General features: G+C 40.3%; 10 protein-coding genes. All 10 read right to left on the minus strand.

The genetic code is table 11. From position 1 onward, the window contains the following. Positions 1-111: 111 nt before the first annotated feature. Entirely contained in the window at positions 112-1,347 is a 1,236-nt protein-coding gene (locus OLW01_RS15665) for a sialidase family protein (RefSeq protein WP_268076489.1), read from the minus strand. A gap of 12 nt (positions 1,348-1,359) precedes the next feature. Continuing rightward, positions 1,360-2,538, minus strand: coding sequence for an aldose epimerase family protein (locus tag OLW01_RS15670; protein WP_268076492.1), 1,179 nt, complete (start codon positions 2,536-2,538; stop codon positions 1,360-1,362). A gap of 2 nt (positions 2,539-2,540) precedes the next feature. Further along, positions 2,541-4,019, minus strand: a complete 1,479-nt coding sequence (locus OLW01_RS15675; protein WP_268076495.1) for a family 43 glycosylhydrolase — start codon at positions 4,017-4,019, stop codon at positions 2,541-2,543. A 20-nt stretch (positions 4,020-4,039) separates the two neighbouring features. After that, the gene (locus OLW01_RS15680) at positions 4,040-5,917 is read right to left on the minus strand and encodes a glycoside hydrolase family 2 protein (protein WP_268076498.1); all 1,878 of its coding nucleotides are present in this window, start codon (positions 5,915-5,917) and stop codon (positions 4,040-4,042) included. Positions 5,918-5,922: 5 nt separating this feature from the next. Continuing rightward, on the minus strand, positions 5,923-6,957 hold the full coding sequence (locus OLW01_RS15685) for a glycoside hydrolase family protein (protein WP_268076500.1): 1,035 nt from the start codon (positions 6,955-6,957) through the stop codon (positions 5,923-5,925). Positions 6,958-7,031: 74 nt separating this feature from the next. After that, on the minus strand, positions 7,032-9,779 hold the full coding sequence (locus OLW01_RS15690; RefSeq protein ID WP_268076501.1) for a TonB-dependent receptor: 2,748 nt from the start codon (positions 9,777-9,779) through the stop codon (positions 7,032-7,034). A 147-nt stretch (positions 9,780-9,926) separates the two neighbouring features. After that, positions 9,927-11,003, minus strand: coding sequence for a FecR family protein (locus tag OLW01_RS15695; RefSeq protein ID WP_268076502.1), 1,077 nt, complete (start codon positions 11,001-11,003; stop codon positions 9,927-9,929). Position 11,004: 1 nt separating this feature from the next. Continuing rightward, the gene (locus OLW01_RS15700) at positions 11,005-11,550 is read right to left on the minus strand and encodes an RNA polymerase sigma factor (protein WP_268076503.1); all 546 of its coding nucleotides are present in this window, start codon (positions 11,548-11,550) and stop codon (positions 11,005-11,007) included. A gap of 54 nt (positions 11,551-11,604) precedes the next feature. Beyond that, positions 11,605-14,661, minus strand: a complete 3,057-nt coding sequence (locus OLW01_RS15705) for a TonB-dependent receptor (RefSeq protein WP_268076504.1) — start codon at positions 14,659-14,661, stop codon at positions 11,605-11,607. Positions 14,662-14,827: 166 nt separating this feature from the next. Next, the gene (locus tag OLW01_RS15710; protein WP_268076505.1) at positions 14,828-16,834 is read right to left on the minus strand and encodes a hypothetical protein; all 2,007 of its coding nucleotides are present in this window, start codon (positions 16,832-16,834) and stop codon (positions 14,828-14,830) included. Between the last annotated feature and the right edge of the window lie 405 nt (positions 16,835-17,239).

The following is a 17,239-nucleotide window of genomic DNA, read 5'->3' on the forward strand; positions in this document are numbered from 1 at the left end:
CCTTATCTTCAGGTTAAATAAACAAATTTTGCGCGCACAAAAGCACAGTACAAAATCAATGATTTTGTACTGTGCTTGATTACAAGGTTTAAATTAGAGTTGTTAGAAGGGTTAGTTGCGAGTTATCTTGCCTTTCACAACATAAATACCGTTTGGTGTGCTTGCATCACCGGTATTAATCGAGCTAGTGGCAATAATAGTATCTTGGTCAATTACGGTAACCGCATTCCACAAAGACTCACCATCTTCTTTAACTAAATCTGTTGTGAATGGTGTAGTTGGATAAGCAAAATTACGCGCCTGAGCATCACCCATATATACACGCATAAACGCCAGAGTGCCTTTGCGACATTGTGATGTTTGGGTAGATAATATAGTTTCACCCGTTGGTAGCTGTGCAATATAAGGTGCACCCGCATAAATACCATGATCAAGCTGAGCGGCTGGTGCTAACGCATGTTCACGCTGCGAACTATTAGCATCAACCACACCTGACATCCAATTATCCGCTAAGTTACTGCGAATAGTCACAGGCTTAAATTCACCCGCAATACCATTATCTTCAATTGCAAAAACAATTTCTGACTGGTCATTGAGTAAAATTGGCACAGGCATACCATCACGACTACCTTGGCGATACGACAGAGTTTCGACATCACCCCAAGTAACACCATTATCAAACGAACGTTTCATGCTAATTTCTTGGTCATGGCTAGTGCCACCAAACGGAAATTCGTTGGCGAAATAAATTTGTAATTCCCCCGATGGCAACTGCAAAAATGCTGGTTCCCACACTCCTTGATCAAACTTGTTTGCCGCTGCGAAAATCAGCTGTTCAGCTTGCCAACTACTGCCTTTATCGTAGGAGATAGCCAGCTTAATTTGGAAGGTTTCAGCGCCATTGTCTACTTTAGGCCTAGCATTCCAACCATATACCCAACTGCCATCTGCCAGCTCAATAAATTCAGCATTAGTGTAGTTATATAAATCGCCGCCACTAGCAACAGTTTGTTCAGCTTGCCAAGTATCACCATTGTCATCACTAACCCGATAAACCACAGCTGGGCCGTCGCTATAAACTAAAATAAGTCGACCGTCAGCCAATTTATGTATACGCGAATACACCCCAGAATTAACAAACTGTACTGTGTCTTGTAACCAGTCGATTTGAATATTGGCCGCTTGTTCAGCATTGGTAAAAGTATCGAGTTCACACTGCTGTTGTACTGTTAATTGATTGCCGTTATCAGGCAATTGAGTTTCAGGATCTGCCGAACCAGAAGAGCTGCTACAAGCGGCTACTGTAGCTGTTAGTAACAATGCGATTAATGTTTTATTGGTAGTCATGTAATGCCTCAATTATTTAACGCTAAACTTGTAGCTTGAAATGGTGTGATAAGTATCGCCCGGCACTAATAAAGTCGACGGGAAACTAGCTTGATTTGGGCTATCAGGGTAATGCTGAGGTTCAAGCGCTAAGCCATAACGAAACTTAACTGGCTGGCCGTTTTTGCCCAACATAGTGCCGTCCATAAAATTACCCGAGTAAAACTGGATAGCTGGCTCTTGGGTATAAATTTCTAACAAACGGCCGCTGACAGGATCGTGCAAACTCACCTGATTTTTTAAACTGCCGTCGTAGTCAGTAAATACCCAATTGTGATCGTAACCACCATGTTGTTTGTCAACCCCACCGCCGTATCTAAGCTGCTTATTCGGTTGGCGGATATCTCGGCCTATTTTTTTAGCCGAGGTAAAATCAAATGGCGTCCCAACTACAGGTTCAAGCTCGCCAGTTGGTATTAAATATTGATCAACTGGGGTGATTTTATTAGCGTTAATCTGCAACACATGCTGTTCAATGTCCGTTTGCATATCACCAGATAAATTAAAATAAGTATGCGAAGTTAAATTCACATGAGTCTTTTTATCTGTGGTCGCAAAGTATTCAAACTGCAATTCATTATCATCAGATAAAGTGATGTTGAGTTTTATCTGCAAGTTGCCCGGATAACCCTCTTCACCATCTTTCGATAGATAACTTAGTTGCACACCATTTTCGATTAACTCACTTTGCCAAAGCCTTTTGTGTAAACCTTTAAAACCACCGTGCAGTTGATTGATATCTTTATTCGCACCACCATCATTGGCCGATAACTGGTAAGTTTGTCCGTCAATGCTGAATTGTGCTTTGCCAATACGATTACCAAAACGCCCTACAATTGGCCCTGCATAACAACAGTCGTTGTAATATTCATCCCAACTATCGTAGCCAACCAAGACATCAGCAAATTCCCCCTTGCGATCAGCCACGATAATCGACTGAATATAACCGCCCCAATCAGACAATTTAACTGTCATACCTTGGCTATTTTTCAGCGTATATAAATGCACAGTTTGCTTATCCGCTTCACCCCATTTTTCAGCTGAAACTTCAACGCCAGATAAAGATTGATTTACCTTAGCTTGATGACAGGCACTCAACAACAGCGTACTCATGCAAGCGAGCGCCAAACTTGTTTTATTTGTTTTAAACATAATTACTGCTCCACTACACCGCTAGGCAGAGGCTGAGGTGTAACAGTTGGCCCCCAAGTTTGTAAAATATCAGGGCCATTTGTTAGTGGTACAAAACGCATACGGTCGATTGAAATTTTGCGTGGTTCAGTTTGGGTTAAGCTGTAATGTTGGTGATAAACCACAAACCATTCTTTACCGTCAGGTGATTTAGCTAAACTATGATGGGCAGTGCCATGCGCATAAGTGGTCGACTTCATAATTGGATTACCTGAATATTTTTTCCACGGCCCCAATGGGTGTTCAGCTACCGCATAACCAATTGAATAATGTGGGCTTTCAAAATGGCTACCCGAATAAGTCATGTAATAGTAGCCCTTGTGTTTAATCACAACTGCACCTTCTGCAACATTCGCCATATGGGTTTCCCACGGCTCTACTGGTGCAATTAAATGTGTCATAGTCGATTGTTTTACCGACATCATGTCGTCATTTAGCTCAGCACCCCATAAGTGGTTACCATTGTCGAAACTAACGTAGTAGAAATAACGTTTGCCGTCGTCATCGGTAAATACATGCGCATCAATTTTGATTGAATCAGGTTGCATAGGCTGTTGGACTTTTTGCACAAATGGCCCCATAGGTGAGTCGGAAGTTGCAACTGCAATACGCTCATCCACCGCGTAATACATATAAAATTTGCCGTCTTTCTCAACTACATCTGGTGCCCAATGACGTGAAGTGCCCCACGAATCTTCGTTTTTTAAAACAAAACCTTGGTCTTGCCAATTCACTAAATCTTTAGAGGTATACAAACGAATGCCCCGACGCATCATTGGAAAATCTGGCGTGTAGGTACAATAAGCGTAATAAGTTGATTGATAAGTTAATAAACCCGGATCAGCACAGTTTAATTGCACAGGGTTAGTATAAGTAACCAACTCATTTTTTGGTTGGTAATCTGTTACTTCAACATTGCGGATTTGCGCATCATCCGAAGTTGAAAATAAACCGAGTTGGCCTGAGCTATAGCTATTATCAACCGCGTCATACATAGGATAAGCATCCGAGCGAATAACTTGGTCGTCGATATATAAAACAAAGTGGTTATTGCGCACCAACAGCTTGAGTTTGTACCACTTGTTTTTATCCACTTTAAAATTCTTTTCAGTAATTGTTTTATCTGTTGTGGCTAAAAAGACACTTTGTTTAGCTGTATCTAAGCCTGTGGTGTAACCCGGTTGTCCCGCAAATGAACGAAAGATTAAACCGGCTCTGCCGCTGTCATTGAGTTTTATTTCGGCGCTTACTTGGTAAGACGCTCTTTCTTCAGCCAATAACAATTGAGCTTGAGATTGGTGTTTTACTTTTTTACTCACTTGCTGCTTTTGCCCATCTATTCTGATGTCACTCACTTTGAGCTGCGCAGCCTGTACACTTGCGACTAAACCAACTAAACCTAAAGCTGCTAACACATTTTTTGTAATTGTATGGAGTTTCATATTTTTACCTGCTTTGCCTATTATTCAATTAACCCAGCGGATTGATGTATTTGTTTTAATTGTTCAGCCGTTAACTTTTGCGCTTTGCGATCATAAGTTAATAAGCCATTAATTTCGGTTTCAACATCACTGGTTTGGGTATACACGCCTGCCGCAATACCGCGTTTCTTCAATTCGCCTAAGTTATTGATTGAGCGAATATACCTTTGCTGATATTCACTGAGTGTTTTTGGCATGTTGCCATAAATCATCTTTTCTCTATCCGGTGCCCAAACATGGTTTTTAACTGGCCAACCATGACCACCAAATTCGCCAACCACTTTGATATAACCAGTAAACTCTTTAGCATCTAATAAGAACTTAGGTTCTGGATAATGGTGCGCATCAGCAATGTCACCAATTGGGAAAAAGTTACCACCACTGGCAATATTCAAGTGCCGAGTTGGATCATACAGCTCAACAAACTCGCCCACTTTTAACGTGTTGTGTTGTCCCCAACGCTCGTTAAAGGTAGTCCAAACCACAATACTTGGGTGGTTGGATAAAACATCCAACATGATTGTTAATTCATCCATGTATTGTTGATGCGCCCATGTTGGCCAATGTGCTTCAATTTCACCTTGCATACGGTCTGGGTAAGTTTGTGAAGTTTGATGCCAAATCGGCCATTCTTGTTTACCGCCATTGGTATCTACACCGCCAGAAACCTGATCTTGCCAAACGAGAAAACCCATTTTGTCGGCAAGGTAATAATAACGGCGTGACTCAACCTTTTTGTGTTTGCGGATCATGTTAAAACCAGCTTGTTTTAAGTAATCCATTTCATACAAAACCGCGGCTTCGCTCGGCGGCGTTAACAAACCATCCGGCCACCAACCTTGATCAAGCGGTCCCCAATGGAATATTGACTGTCCATTTAAAGTAAATAACCAATTGCCGTTTGCATCTTGCTGCCGTCCGACGGTTCTAAATCCAACATACGAAGTAACAGTGTCAATTAGTTTATGGTTGGCATCGAACAGCTGAATTTTTAAGTCGTACAAATTAGGCTTATCTGGGCTCCAAGTTTTAACTTTATTCAAGTGCAAATTAAATTCAGCATTGTTCGAAGTAGCTGAGGCAATACGTTGGTTATTAAACAACACATCTAATTTAGCGCTAATACCTTGCTTGTTATTGGCTAAGTTTAATCCGACCTTGAGTTGGCCATTTGCTTGAGCCACTGCTTTTAAAGAATCTATATGCGTAGGGTGAACACTCTCAAGCCAAACTGTTTGCCAAATACCAGAAACAGGTGTGTACCAAATGCCACGATTATCTTGGGTTTGTTTACCACGCAGTTGATATCTGTCTGCCGCGTCAGTGTCGTCAATTACCCGCACAATCAGTTTATTTGCGCCATTTTTTATCGCTGCACTAACATCAAATTTAAATGGTAAATTACCGCCTTGATGTGCACCAACATATTGGTCGTTTAGCCACACTTTGCAGGCATAATCGACTGCTTCAAAATGCAGAATATGCGCTTGTTTAGTGCTGTGGTTAAAATTAAATTGTGTTTGATACCACAAAGCTTGTTGCTCAAGCCTTTTGCCGACACCAGAAAGTGGACTCTCGATGGCAAAAGGTACAAGAATGTCGCCTTGCCAATCTTTTGGCTCAGCAGCTTTGCGATCAACTACAGCGTATTGCCACAAGCCATTTAAGTTAAGCCAGTTTTGTCTTTGTAACTGCGGACGCGGATATTGTTGCCACACATTGTCAGGAGTAATTTGTTCTCCCCAAGGCGTTAACATAACGTCTGCTTGCGCCGACCACTTAGCGTTCAGTTGGTTGCTGAACAAGCTAATGCTCGCCAGCAACACAAGGGTAAATTTCAACTTTGCCAATTTGTTCATGTTAGTTATTTACCACTTTTATCAATGCCAAAATGTGTAACTAACTTGTCGTATTCAGCTTTAGAAATCGTGATCATGCAGCCATGGCGCAATTGTTCAGGCATTGAATACTTGTCCCAATCAGCAAAGAAGGTATAACCCGAAATTTGGTACCAAGGCCCCTGTAAACTATCCGCAACCGACAAACCATATGAAACACCGGGATATTGCTCGTAATACATATACCAAGCTTTACCATTAGGTGATGGAATTAACATAGGTGCTTCGCGGAAATTCGGGCTAATTGGCGCGCTTAAATTACGGTATGGACCAAATAAATTATCTGAACTGGCAATACGCACGGTTTTACCAGTTGGCCAATCTAAAGTTGGATATCTTTCATCTTTGATAATGCTCCAGTATTGCCCTTCAGCTTGACGAATAAACACATCAATTGTGCCTATGTCCCAATCAAATAACATTTGTGGTGGTGCTGAAAAATGTTTTAAGTCTTTTGATGTTACGTACAAAGTGCGTTGGCTGTTCCAATAACGTTCTGGGTCTTCTTCAGTGCCATTTAAATGTGGTGTATGCCAGCTCATCACAAACTGCTCTGACGCTTTGTCATAAAAAAGTTTTGGTGCACCAATTCGTTGTAAAGCTTGGCTGTAGTTTGGCGTTGCTTGTAAATTCGGTCGATAAGTAGCGTGTTTGTCCCACTGAACTAAATCTTTGGAGCGCCAAATATTAATATCCGGCGACGAATCACTGGTATTACCGGCAATGTAATAAGTGCCGTCCGGCCCTTGTGTGATATCCGGGTGGCCTTGATAGTCGTTAAACACGCGTTTGCTGTCGTTTAATCTATACCAATGTAGGCCATCTAAACTAACTGAGTAATATAGACGGCCATAATCTTCATGCGTCATATGCGCGAATAAATAGGCTTGATGTTTTGCTTGTTCACCGGCTTGCACTTGCCCCGGTGGATTTGGCTGTCCAGCCAAACTGATGTTGCTAACCAGCAGCAAAGCTGCCGACAAAATTCGGAAAACGTTCATAATACAGATTCACTAATTACTTAAGTAAAGTGGCACAGCCGAAAACGGCTGAACCACTTGGTTGGGAGAACACCTTAGAACTTGGCGCGAATACTCATACCTATGGTTTTTTCGTCGTCACGCACATCATGTGGGAAAGCTTCTGTTTCAAAGTAGCTGTAGTACTTATTGCCAGTTAGGTTAGTACCATCTACTGAAACGGTCAGACTTTCGCTTAAGTCATAAGCAAGTGAAAAATCTAAACGGCCAGTGTCTTTAACCATGTTAAATTGTGGACCTGCACCTACTGGGCGAATGGTATTAAGTAATGCTTCACTATATTTTGAACGGAAGGTATACACCATACGACCAGTAAAACCATGGTTCTCATATAACAAACCTAAGTTATAGCTGTATTTAGACACACCTTGTAGTGGCTCACCTTCTAATGGGTCGCCATCAGTGGTAATTTCACTATCGGCTAAAGTAAAGTTAGCCATAAAACCAACACCATCAAGTGCACTTGGTAAGTCTTTAAATACTGAATCTAAAAACATTTGAGTCGATAGTTCGAGACCTTGCAAAGTGGCGTCAGCCGCGTTGCGAGGGCGTGAAATATTGTATTCAATACCATCTATGGTTTCTGTGGTGGTTTGTGCCATCACTCTATCGTTCAATGTACGATAATAAACCGCCGCCGCAACATAACTAGTTGGCGCAAAGTAATACTCAAGGGTTGCATCATATGCTGTTGATTTTTGTGGTTTTAACTCAGGGTTACCACCACCGCCGTTTGGACGAATATTAGCGTTAAGTGGCACTTCATAAGTTAAACCTGGGTTTAAATCACCAAAAGCAGGTTGTGAAATAGTTTTTGCCGCTGTTACACGCAATTGCAAATCATCGGTTAATTCAACTCTTGCACTGACATTTGGTAATAATGTCGTTTCACTGGTTGAATTAGTGACAGTTGTTGGCTCTGCTGCAGGGTTTGGGTTAGCATCTGTTGGTGCTGGCCTAACTAAACCTGTACCAGTTAAGTCACGTGAAGTACGGGTCGCACGTAAACCAATTAAACCATCGACATAAAAGTTGCCAATTTCAGTGGCATATTTACCTTGTAAATAGGCAGATAAAGTTTGTTCAGTTGCATCGTAATTTCTTTCAGGTGCCCAAGCTGGATCGCCTGGCTCTGCGCCATAAATGTCACGTAAAACATCTGTATGGTCGAGTAGAAAATCTCTATCTGGTGTCATCCATTTTTGACCGCCGTTGATGTATGGAATGCTAGTGGGTGACGGAATTAAAAAGTCATCTGGTAAACCAACAGAATCAACTAAAGTTACACGGTTACCACCTGGTGCAGCTGGGCCGCCTGGCGCATTTGCTCTAAATACAGATTCACGATCGGCATAACGTACACCAAATTGTAATTCTTTTAAGAAGCTGTCTTGTAAAAAGTATTTACCGTTACTTTCAGCCGCAAACATAGTCCCGACCGCATCATTTAAATCTTGGAATAAACCATTAGCAAATCTAAAGTCATCAGCCACACTTAATGGGTCGCCCGGCATAGTTGTGGTGCCATAACCACCAGCGTCGACCACTACATCTACTTTGTCGATTTGTTTACCGATATCAACAATTATGGTGCGATTATGTGTGTGGGATCTTTGATATGAAACGTCAAAATCTAATTCGTAATCGTCTTGTTTATAACGAGCACCGGTCGCAATTAAATATTGATCTGTGCCACTGTCTTTTGCTTGGGTACTCGACAAACCCGGAACATTGTTAAAAGTGGCTGATTCAGCAATACACAAGTCTTGTAGCTGACCATTTTCCGCGGCATAAAAACCCGCACCATCTATGCTGTATTGCGCACAATTAGTTGAAGCTTTTTTATTGGTAATACTTTGTGCTGCGAAGATGTCGGAAAATACAAAGTCTGATTCCCAACGCGACTTATACTCTGTGTAGATACCGTCTAGGTACAGCTCTAGGCCACTTGGCATACGCCATTGTAGTGCAGTATTAAACTGTGGTCTTTGGTAGTCACCATATTGGCTCACACCACCCACGCAAGTTGGTAGGATTACGCCATCACCACCTGCAGGGCCATTTGAACCAGATCGAGGATCACAGTTAAACGAAACCGGGCGGTCGAAGTTAATGTCTGAGTAAGAAACGTTTAACAATGCACCGAACTCATCACCTGAGCTAGTTGACCAGCGATTTGAAACTAAAGCACCTGTTGCATAACTTGGTGAGTCTTCGTTACTACCTTTAAAAATACGTGCATTTAAAGCTGTAGTGACACCTTCTTTAAAATTAAGTGGTTTGTGTAATTTCAAATTAATCACACCAGCAACACCACCTTGAGTTAAATCTGCTGTATTTGATTTGTATACATCAGCGCCAGATAAAGCTTCAGCCGGTAAGTCTTGGAACGCAAATCCACGGCCAACACCAGTGAAAATTTCGCGACCATCTAAGGTAGTTAAGATATCGCCGATACCACGAATTAATGGGCTAACAACTTCGTTATTGTCACCCATTACAACTTGAATACCGGGTACACGTTGCAGCGCTGCTGCGGTCGTTGAATCTGGGAATTTACCAATATCATCCGACACAATTGACTCTACAACTAAATCAGATGAACGTTTAAGGTCGGCCGCCATGCCTAAGCTGTTTCTTAGGCCTGTTACCATAATAACTTCGGGTTCTTTGTCTGCGTCATCTTGCTCGTTTTGAGCAGCTTGGGATTGCTGTGCTGAAAATGCGGTTAGTGTGGCCAGCGCGATTGCTGAAAATTTAAAGTGCATTTTTGAAGCTTTCATATTCTTCTCTTTATCGTTTACGTATTTGATCTGAATGTTTACTTACAAATAACAACAATTATATAAACATTTATTAATTAGATATTCACATATCTACTAGATAAAACGATTGACTGCTAAAAATGCACTAAACCAAAAGCAAAAAATTTATTTTTTGCTTAAATAAATTTCTCCTTGCTCGTTTTTCACTAAAGAAACATTAAAATTACGCTCAAGATCTTGTAAAAAACTGTCGAGTTTTCCATGTTCAAAACGGCCAATTACTCGGATATTTTTTACTTCTTCATCGGCCAAATAAATTGGCTGTTGTAAATAACGATTAACCTGTTCAATCGCCTGTGCCATAGGCTCACCAGAAAAGGTTACGCTACCACTTAACCACGACAAATTAATATCTAGTTTGGCCGACACATCTTCAACCCGGGCTTTTAAACTATTAATTGAGCGCTGGGAATCTATCGCAATTTTTTGTCCAGCTCTTAATAACAAAGTTTGTTGTAAAGGTTGCGTCATTTTCGCGAAGTTAACTTTATCTTGTAGCAACCCACTATCTGCGACCATAACTTTACCTTCAGAAACAATTAACTCAATTTCACTTTTAGCTAAGTACTGCACATTAAATGCAGTACCAACCGCCTGAATCATTTTGTCTTCCACCAAAATATTCAATGGTTTGTCTTGGTTATGCGCAACCTTGATATGCAGCTCACCTTTCACCAATTCGATATTACGATAATTCTGATCGTATTTAGCAACTATCTGACTATCTGTATTTAAACTAACTTCAGAGCCATCGGCCAATACAAAAGTACGCATTTCACCTTTGCTGGTTGCATAAATTTGTTCAACCACAGTTTGTTGCACTATCTGCGGTTGTTGCGCATCAGACAACCAAACAGGGCTAGTTAAAAAAGCCAGCATAAAACAGGCAATCAAAGCAGACGCCGCATACAAATAGTATTTAGGTTGTGCTGCTTTTACTTGCGGGGTTTGATACGGAATAATATCGGCAAGCTCTGCCATTACATCTAATTCATCCCATAATTTAGCATGTGCTAAAAAGCTATATTTATGCGCTGGCGATTTAGCTAACCAGATTTGCAGTTGCTTTTTGCGCTCGGCAGGCATATCGCCGCGATCTAATTCCATCAACCAATGTAGCGCCTGCTCATCGATATCGGCTTGTTTTGCTCTTTGTGGCATGCGAATAATATTGTCTGTCATGTTAGCCACCTCTTTTCACTTGTTGGTCAACCGGATTCGTTTCCGTTGCAAACGACTGCTCAAGTTTACTGAACTGTTTCATTCCGTTCACCAATTGGTTGGATACTGTATTAACGCTAATGTCGAGTTGTTCCGCTATCTCTTTTTGACTAAACCCATACACTTTACGTAATACAAAAATTTTGCGGCTTTGGCTGGGCATTTGTTGGACAACTTTGCAAAAATGCGCAAATTTTTCATTGGTGACGGCTTCGTTATAAAGTTTGTCACTGTCTTCTACATGAAATTCACTTTCGTCTTCTACCTTGTCGGTAAGCTTATTATCGGCTTTTTTGACATGGTCTAAGGCTAAGTTTTTCGCCATAGTATATAAAAAAGATTTGTTGTATTTAGTTGGGTCTTTGTCTTCAATCGAACACAGTTTGACATAGGTATCCTGCACTATATCTTCCACATCGGCAGGTGGAACAATTCGTGAAATATAGTGAGCAATACTCTTACGTAGCGCCATAAATGGCGCTAAAAAGGTCTGTTCGTTCTTATGCATAACAATCTCAAATTAGCTACTCACTCTATTAAACGATTCAGAAAGAAAAACACACTACCACTGTTTTCTAAATCCTAGTTGATAACTAATGCCTGTGTCTTCAAAGTGGGTGACACGGTTACGAACATCCGCATATTCTAGGTGCGAACTACGGGTTAAATTAAATACATCCAGCGACACTTCAAACTTAGAATTAAACTGATAACCTAAACGCCAATCTAAATGCCCTGCAGCGCGTGTATGTTCAGGAATACCACCGGTTCGAGTACCTTGGCGGGCATTTAAAAAATCACTACGCCAGCTATATGCCAAATAACTATACAAACCGGCTAACTTAATATTTAAATTTAAATTAAACGCCTGTTCCGACAAACCTTCAATCACACTTGCAGGCTCTTGCACTGCTGTCAGTTCAATTGGATCTGTATTCATTTGATTGTTGAGTATTTGCGTATAGTTGAGTTCGGTCGCGAGCTCGCTACAAAAACCACACCAAGCGGATAAATCAAACCTAGATGACAATTCCACGCCAAGAATGCTGCCGCCAGAGATATTCTCGCTGGTACTTACTAACTCAACAATTTGTGGACGCCGCTCTAACACAGCGTCACTGACTTCTCCTTGAAAAGTTTGTTCAAAACTAGAAGTTGCAATAAAGGTATCGATATTTTTGTGGAATAAAGTGGCCGAATAGGCATTACCACTTGTTTGGTAATATTCTAACGACAAGTCATATTGAGTTGCTGAATAAGGTTTTAATTTGGAATTGCCGCCGCTTAACACCAAAGTGCCGCTGTCGTCTGAAGTGAATTTTTTATTAATACCAATTTCTTCAATGTTTGGAAAACTAATCACTCTAGCAACCGCGGCTTTTAGCTGATAACCGTTACGAAAATCTAGCGCAATATTAGCACTTGGCAAAAAGTAACGACTTTCGGTATTGCTTTTAGCAGGCTCAGGCTGGCTATAAGTTAGCTTTAAGCGTAATTCGTTGTCACTAGAGTTTGGGTCGAGATCTATTTTTTCGACATTTTGTAAAAAACCTTCCGAGGTATTATTAAATACCAAATAACGTGCACCCGCGCTTGCATGCCAATCAAAATACTCGCTTTGTTCTGTCATTTTAATTTTGCCATACAGCGACAAATTTTCTTCATAGTTGCTGTACGACGCAGACGGATCAAAGATGGTTTGATTCCATTTAACCCCATCAGGCACTATGCCATTAGCTTCCATAATATTCTGAATTTTAAGATTATAAGCTTCAACATCCGTTAACATTAACCACCTATTTGGTCTAGCACCGCTTTCATTTGCTAAATAATCAGGATATTCGATAACTTGAAATAGATAGTTAGGTAAATCGACTAGTCCACCACAAGGTGCACATTGGTAGTCGTCATTCCATTTATATTGGCTGTGTGATTTATCACGCTGAAAATACGAAATGCCAAAGTTAACTTCTTCAATTAAACCTTGGTCAAACAAATAGCGGCTGTCTAATTTTATTTCATCAACTGTATCTTGAATAACATAGTCGAGTTTGCCATTCCAATGTGCACTAATTTGTGTGCTGTCTCCCAAAGGAATATTTGTTGTCATAGATAAAATATTGCCTTGGGTAAAATCTAAATGGATATTTTTATCTTGTGCGCCAACATAATGAGGGATCAAGGCATTTAAACTTTCGAACGAATTTGCTTTTGAATGTGAAATATCAAAATCAATCCACCAGCCGTTTAAGTTAAATTTACTATTGTATCCAATCGCTAATGTATCAATATCTTCAACTTGTTGTTCAAATACCGCATCTAGGTTGTTATCAAAGATATCTGCTTGCAATAAGGTCTGATTGTCGTCTATTAATACGTTTTTATAATTGGGTGATTGCCCAGGTATTTGTACACCTGATGAAAAAGATTTGCGTTTAAAGCGTGCGTAAATCAAATCTAGCGTATGCAAACCACTCATAGCGGTTTTCCACTGCAGCACTGAGTTGATACTATCGCGACGCTTTTCACCATTTTGCACATCAAAAATCATCCGTAGGGGTCGGCGAATTGTGCTCGCTTCAACAGCTTCGCCACTTTGGTTTAAGACTTCCCCTTGTAAATTCTCCGGTAGGATATTCGATTGCGCTAACCTTTGGGTTGAATAACGATCAACCCGATATAATGAACGGTCGCGCAATACTCCAATCATAAAACCAAGTTGACCATCAAAAAAAGTATTGCTGTATAAGTTGGATAAATGCGTGCCATATTCAGGACGCAACTCACTGGTATTTAAACCAAAACGCGTGTCTACATATAAACCGTCGTAATCAAATGGGCGTGCTGTACTAATGTCGATATTTGCGCCTATGCTACCGGCACTTAAGTCGGCCGAAGCAGATTTAATAATATCTATGTTTTTTACAAAATCGTTCGGCAAAATTCTAAAATCAAAATTGCGATTAGCTTTGCTGGTTGCAATAGTGCGCCCATTCACAGTTGTAACATTATAGTTAGGGCCAAAACCTCGTACCGATACATCACCACCCTCACCTATGCTGCGAGAAATAGACACTCCAACACTTTTTTGCAAATTTTCAGCTAGGTTCTGCGATGGCTGACTGTTCATTTGTTTACGGTCAATGAGATCTTGTACACCATCAGAAACCTGCTTTAACCGCCAGTTGTAAGGTAAATCGCTGTCCATACCTTTAACGTAAATAGTTTCTATTTGTTCGTCTGTGTTTCTTGGTGGGTCTAACGGTTTTTCCTCTGCAACTAATTCGTTTTGCTCGCTGACCAGAGCTCGAGCTTTTAGTGCAAACGCGCCATTTTCATCAATTCCCCCAACTAACTTAGTCTGATTAAATAGAATTTTCGCCGCTTGTATTAAGGTAAACTCACCAATCAATGGATTAGTTTTTACCCCTTCAACCAGTTCGTATGAAATAAAAAAAGACAGTTTTGCCTGATTAGCAAACTGTAATAAGGAGAGTTCTGCGCGAGTTTCTGAGATATTAAATTGAAATTTTTTCTCGCTTGCCGCTAAACAAGTATTAACTAAGCAGCCGATAATAATTCCAACAAATACCAATAAGCGCGTTAAAGCTTGAAACATCGCACAATCACTGCAAAAAATGTATAAACATCACGACATTTAAACAAATCAAAATAAAAACAACAATAAATTAAAAATTTGTTTTCACTGTGCATAGTCTTGTGTCGCCGCTGTGTGTGTTATTGCGAATAGCTTCAGCTAGCTTTAACTAGCTGAAGCTATCTTATTAATGTTTTGCGTTACGTAAAAATTGTTCAGCGCGGTTAGGGGTTAACATTTCCCATAACGAAGCAACTACCCAACCCGGCGCAAAAATATCGTTGTAAAAACCTTTACCAAAATGGCCATAATCCCAGTTGGTATGCTGCACAACTTCAGGGTAATAACCCTCTTTGCCAATATTAAACATATGTCCTTGGCGTGGTAATAACTGGCTTTTCATTGACGATTCAATCACCTGCGCAAAAGCAGTTAGGCGTTTATCACCATTTTTGTCCGCCAACCAATACAAGACATCTAAATAACCAAAAATAAAGACATCAACATGATTATTTTCAACCGACACATTGCCCCAACCACGGGTTTTAAAACCAACATCCCCAAGCATTTGCCCTTTAGCAAAAGGCACATCCCAAGTGTAATACCAAGACATCACAAAATAATTAGCTTGTTCAAGCAAAGCTATGTATTTGTTTTGCTCGTTGCCGTCGGTTACCAATGCCAAATAATACAAAGCCATAGCGGTATAAAATGCGGCTTCTTTATCAACACAATTGGCATCTAACGTTGAAGATACATACTCAGCTGGTTCAACAATGTGGGTCGCTAAATACTCAGTTGTGTGGCGTGCAACATTTAAGTATTTTTCCTCGTTAAAATATTTATACGCCATTACATAAGCCAGTACCGCAGACGGGCTACTGCCACCCGCACCATCAATAATTTCAGCTTGTGGGGTAAACTTGCGTGGGAAAGCACCATCTGCTGTTTGTAACTTAGCTAGCTGCTCTAATAAAGTGTGAATTTTTGCATCCCACTTTCGCATATTATGCCCTTGTTGCTTGCGATAATTCATATACAAAAGTGCGGCGTAAATGCCTTCTGATTGACGACGAATCGACATAGTGCGCGCTAAATGTTCAGCTGGATGATCAAAATTTACAACTTCACGGAAAAAACCTTGTTGATTAAAACCATCCTGTAAATAACTATTGAAGATGCTTTCGCTCATCTCAATTAATTGTTGATCTTGCACCTGCTCAGCGTATTCCAACGCATTAAATGCATTCAGCAATACACGGCCAACAAACCCCACCTCAAACAAGTTTTTCTTTTCAACTATGTCAGTACGCAAATGCACACCAGAAAAACCTGCTAATTCTTTTTCGTGCAAATAACTTTGTTTAAAGTATTTAGTTAATTGGCGTTTAACTATTTCGGTTGGCAAAGCAGTTTTCACTGGTTGTGGTTGAAAGGTATCGATACTGTATTGCCAGCTTTGTTTTACAAAACTAGAAAAATCACTAACTTTAGTTTTTTCAATTGCGTAATTAAGCTCTATTGTTTGACCTTTGTTTATACTAACAAACGCCATAGACTCAGGTGCCAGCGTGAGTTTGCGCACGTAAGTTTTTGGTGTTTCAGCATACGGATAACCAAACTGCAAATACGCTTTGTTATTCACTTCACCAAAACCTAAACTACCTAAATCAGAATGAGCAGATAAAATCATTTCGCCAACACCCGGTACAGCCACCGAGTCTTGTTTAATATTGTCTAGTCGAGTGATGGTAATAGCTGACTGGCTTTGTTGATTAAACAAACCTGTAAGCGGCGTGCTTAATCTATCTTCGCGAAAACTCCAACTTGTCGCCTCGTTGACCGACGGTGCATCAGCCGACGAGTTTTGATTTTTTTTATACCAAATACCCGGCATTAAAAACTCAGTGTTTTGATAATTAAAATTGGTTGGATAAATATTTTGTAGATTAAAATGCACATCCGCTCGCGCGACAATTTTATAGCTATAACTGTTGGCTTGTTTGCTAACTTGAATGTCTAACTTGTGGTTATGCTCAGTTAATTGCCAATGATTATTGCTGGTTTTTCTCCAAGTTAATTTAGCCGTTGCGGCCGGATTACCCGCAGTTTTGATATTTAAATACGATTCTATCCCTGCTGCCTTAACATTAGCGCACAACAACAGCATTAAGGCGGTTAACACTCGCTTCATAAAAACTCTCTAATTTGTAGTTAGATTAATCAATTATTTTAGATAGAACGAATGGCAGGAAAAAACACACTAAGGATTTGAAAAAAAATTTAATGCTTTGTTAAATTAAAGATAAACCTTTGCAGTTCGAATATCTAGAACTGTTTACCACACAGCAGAATGCCCTTCTAAAAACTAGATCAACAAAGACAACAAATAGTAAGTATGTGCAATTTGCTGCGTATCGACCGAAATTGCTTCAAAATGACTTAATTTAAAATCAGCCGACGGATAAGCTTGATTCTCACCAGCTAATTTGGTGATGATAATTTGTGATGGGCTACTATTAGCTAAACCCTGTGGCGCTTTGGTTTTAAAACTAATGGTATTTTTACCATCGGTTAAATCAACTAAATGAGTCCATGT

This window comes from Catenovulum adriaticum, assembly GCF_026725475.1.
GTDB classification, from domain to species: domain Bacteria; phylum Pseudomonadota; class Gammaproteobacteria; order Enterobacterales; family Alteromonadaceae; genus Catenovulum; species Catenovulum adriaticum.

What these genes read in the sequence shown, in the direction of transcription:
- OLW01_RS15695 (WP_268076502.1), bottom strand. Translation starts at nt 11,003, where the DNA reads ATGACAGACAATATTATTCGCATGCCACAAAGAGCAAAACAAGCCGAT.
- OLW01_RS15675 (WP_268076495.1), bottom strand. Translation starts at nt 4,019, where the DNA reads ATGAAACTCCATACAATTACAAAAAATGTGTTAGCAGCTTTAGGTTTA.
- OLW01_RS15670 (WP_268076492.1), bottom strand. Translation starts at nt 2,538, where the DNA reads ATGTTTAAAACAAATAAAACAAGTTTGGCGCTCGCTTGCATGAGTACG.
- OLW01_RS15710 (WP_268076505.1), bottom strand. Translation starts at nt 16,834, where the DNA reads ATGAAGCGAGTGTTAACCGCCTTAATGCTGTTGTTGTGCGCTAATGTT.
- OLW01_RS15705 (WP_268076504.1), bottom strand. Translation starts at nt 14,661, where the DNA reads ATGTTTCAAGCTTTAACGCGCTTATTGGTATTTGTTGGAATTATTATC.
- OLW01_RS15665 (WP_268076489.1), bottom strand. Translation starts at nt 1,347, where the DNA reads ATGACTACCAATAAAACATTAATCGCATTGTTACTAACAGCTACAGTA.
- OLW01_RS15690 (WP_268076501.1), bottom strand. Translation starts at nt 9,779, where the DNA reads ATGAAAGCTTCAAAAATGCACTTTAAATTTTCAGCAATCGCGCTGGCC.
- OLW01_RS15700 (WP_268076503.1), bottom strand. Translation starts at nt 11,550, where the DNA reads ATGCATAAGAACGAACAGACCTTTTTAGCGCCATTTATGGCGCTACGT.
- OLW01_RS15680 (WP_268076498.1), bottom strand. Translation starts at nt 5,917, where the DNA reads ATGAACAAATTGGCAAAGTTGAAATTTACCCTTGTGTTGCTGGCGAGC.
- OLW01_RS15685 (WP_268076500.1), bottom strand. Translation starts at nt 6,957, where the DNA reads ATGAACGTTTTCCGAATTTTGTCGGCAGCTTTGCTGCTGGTTAGCAAC.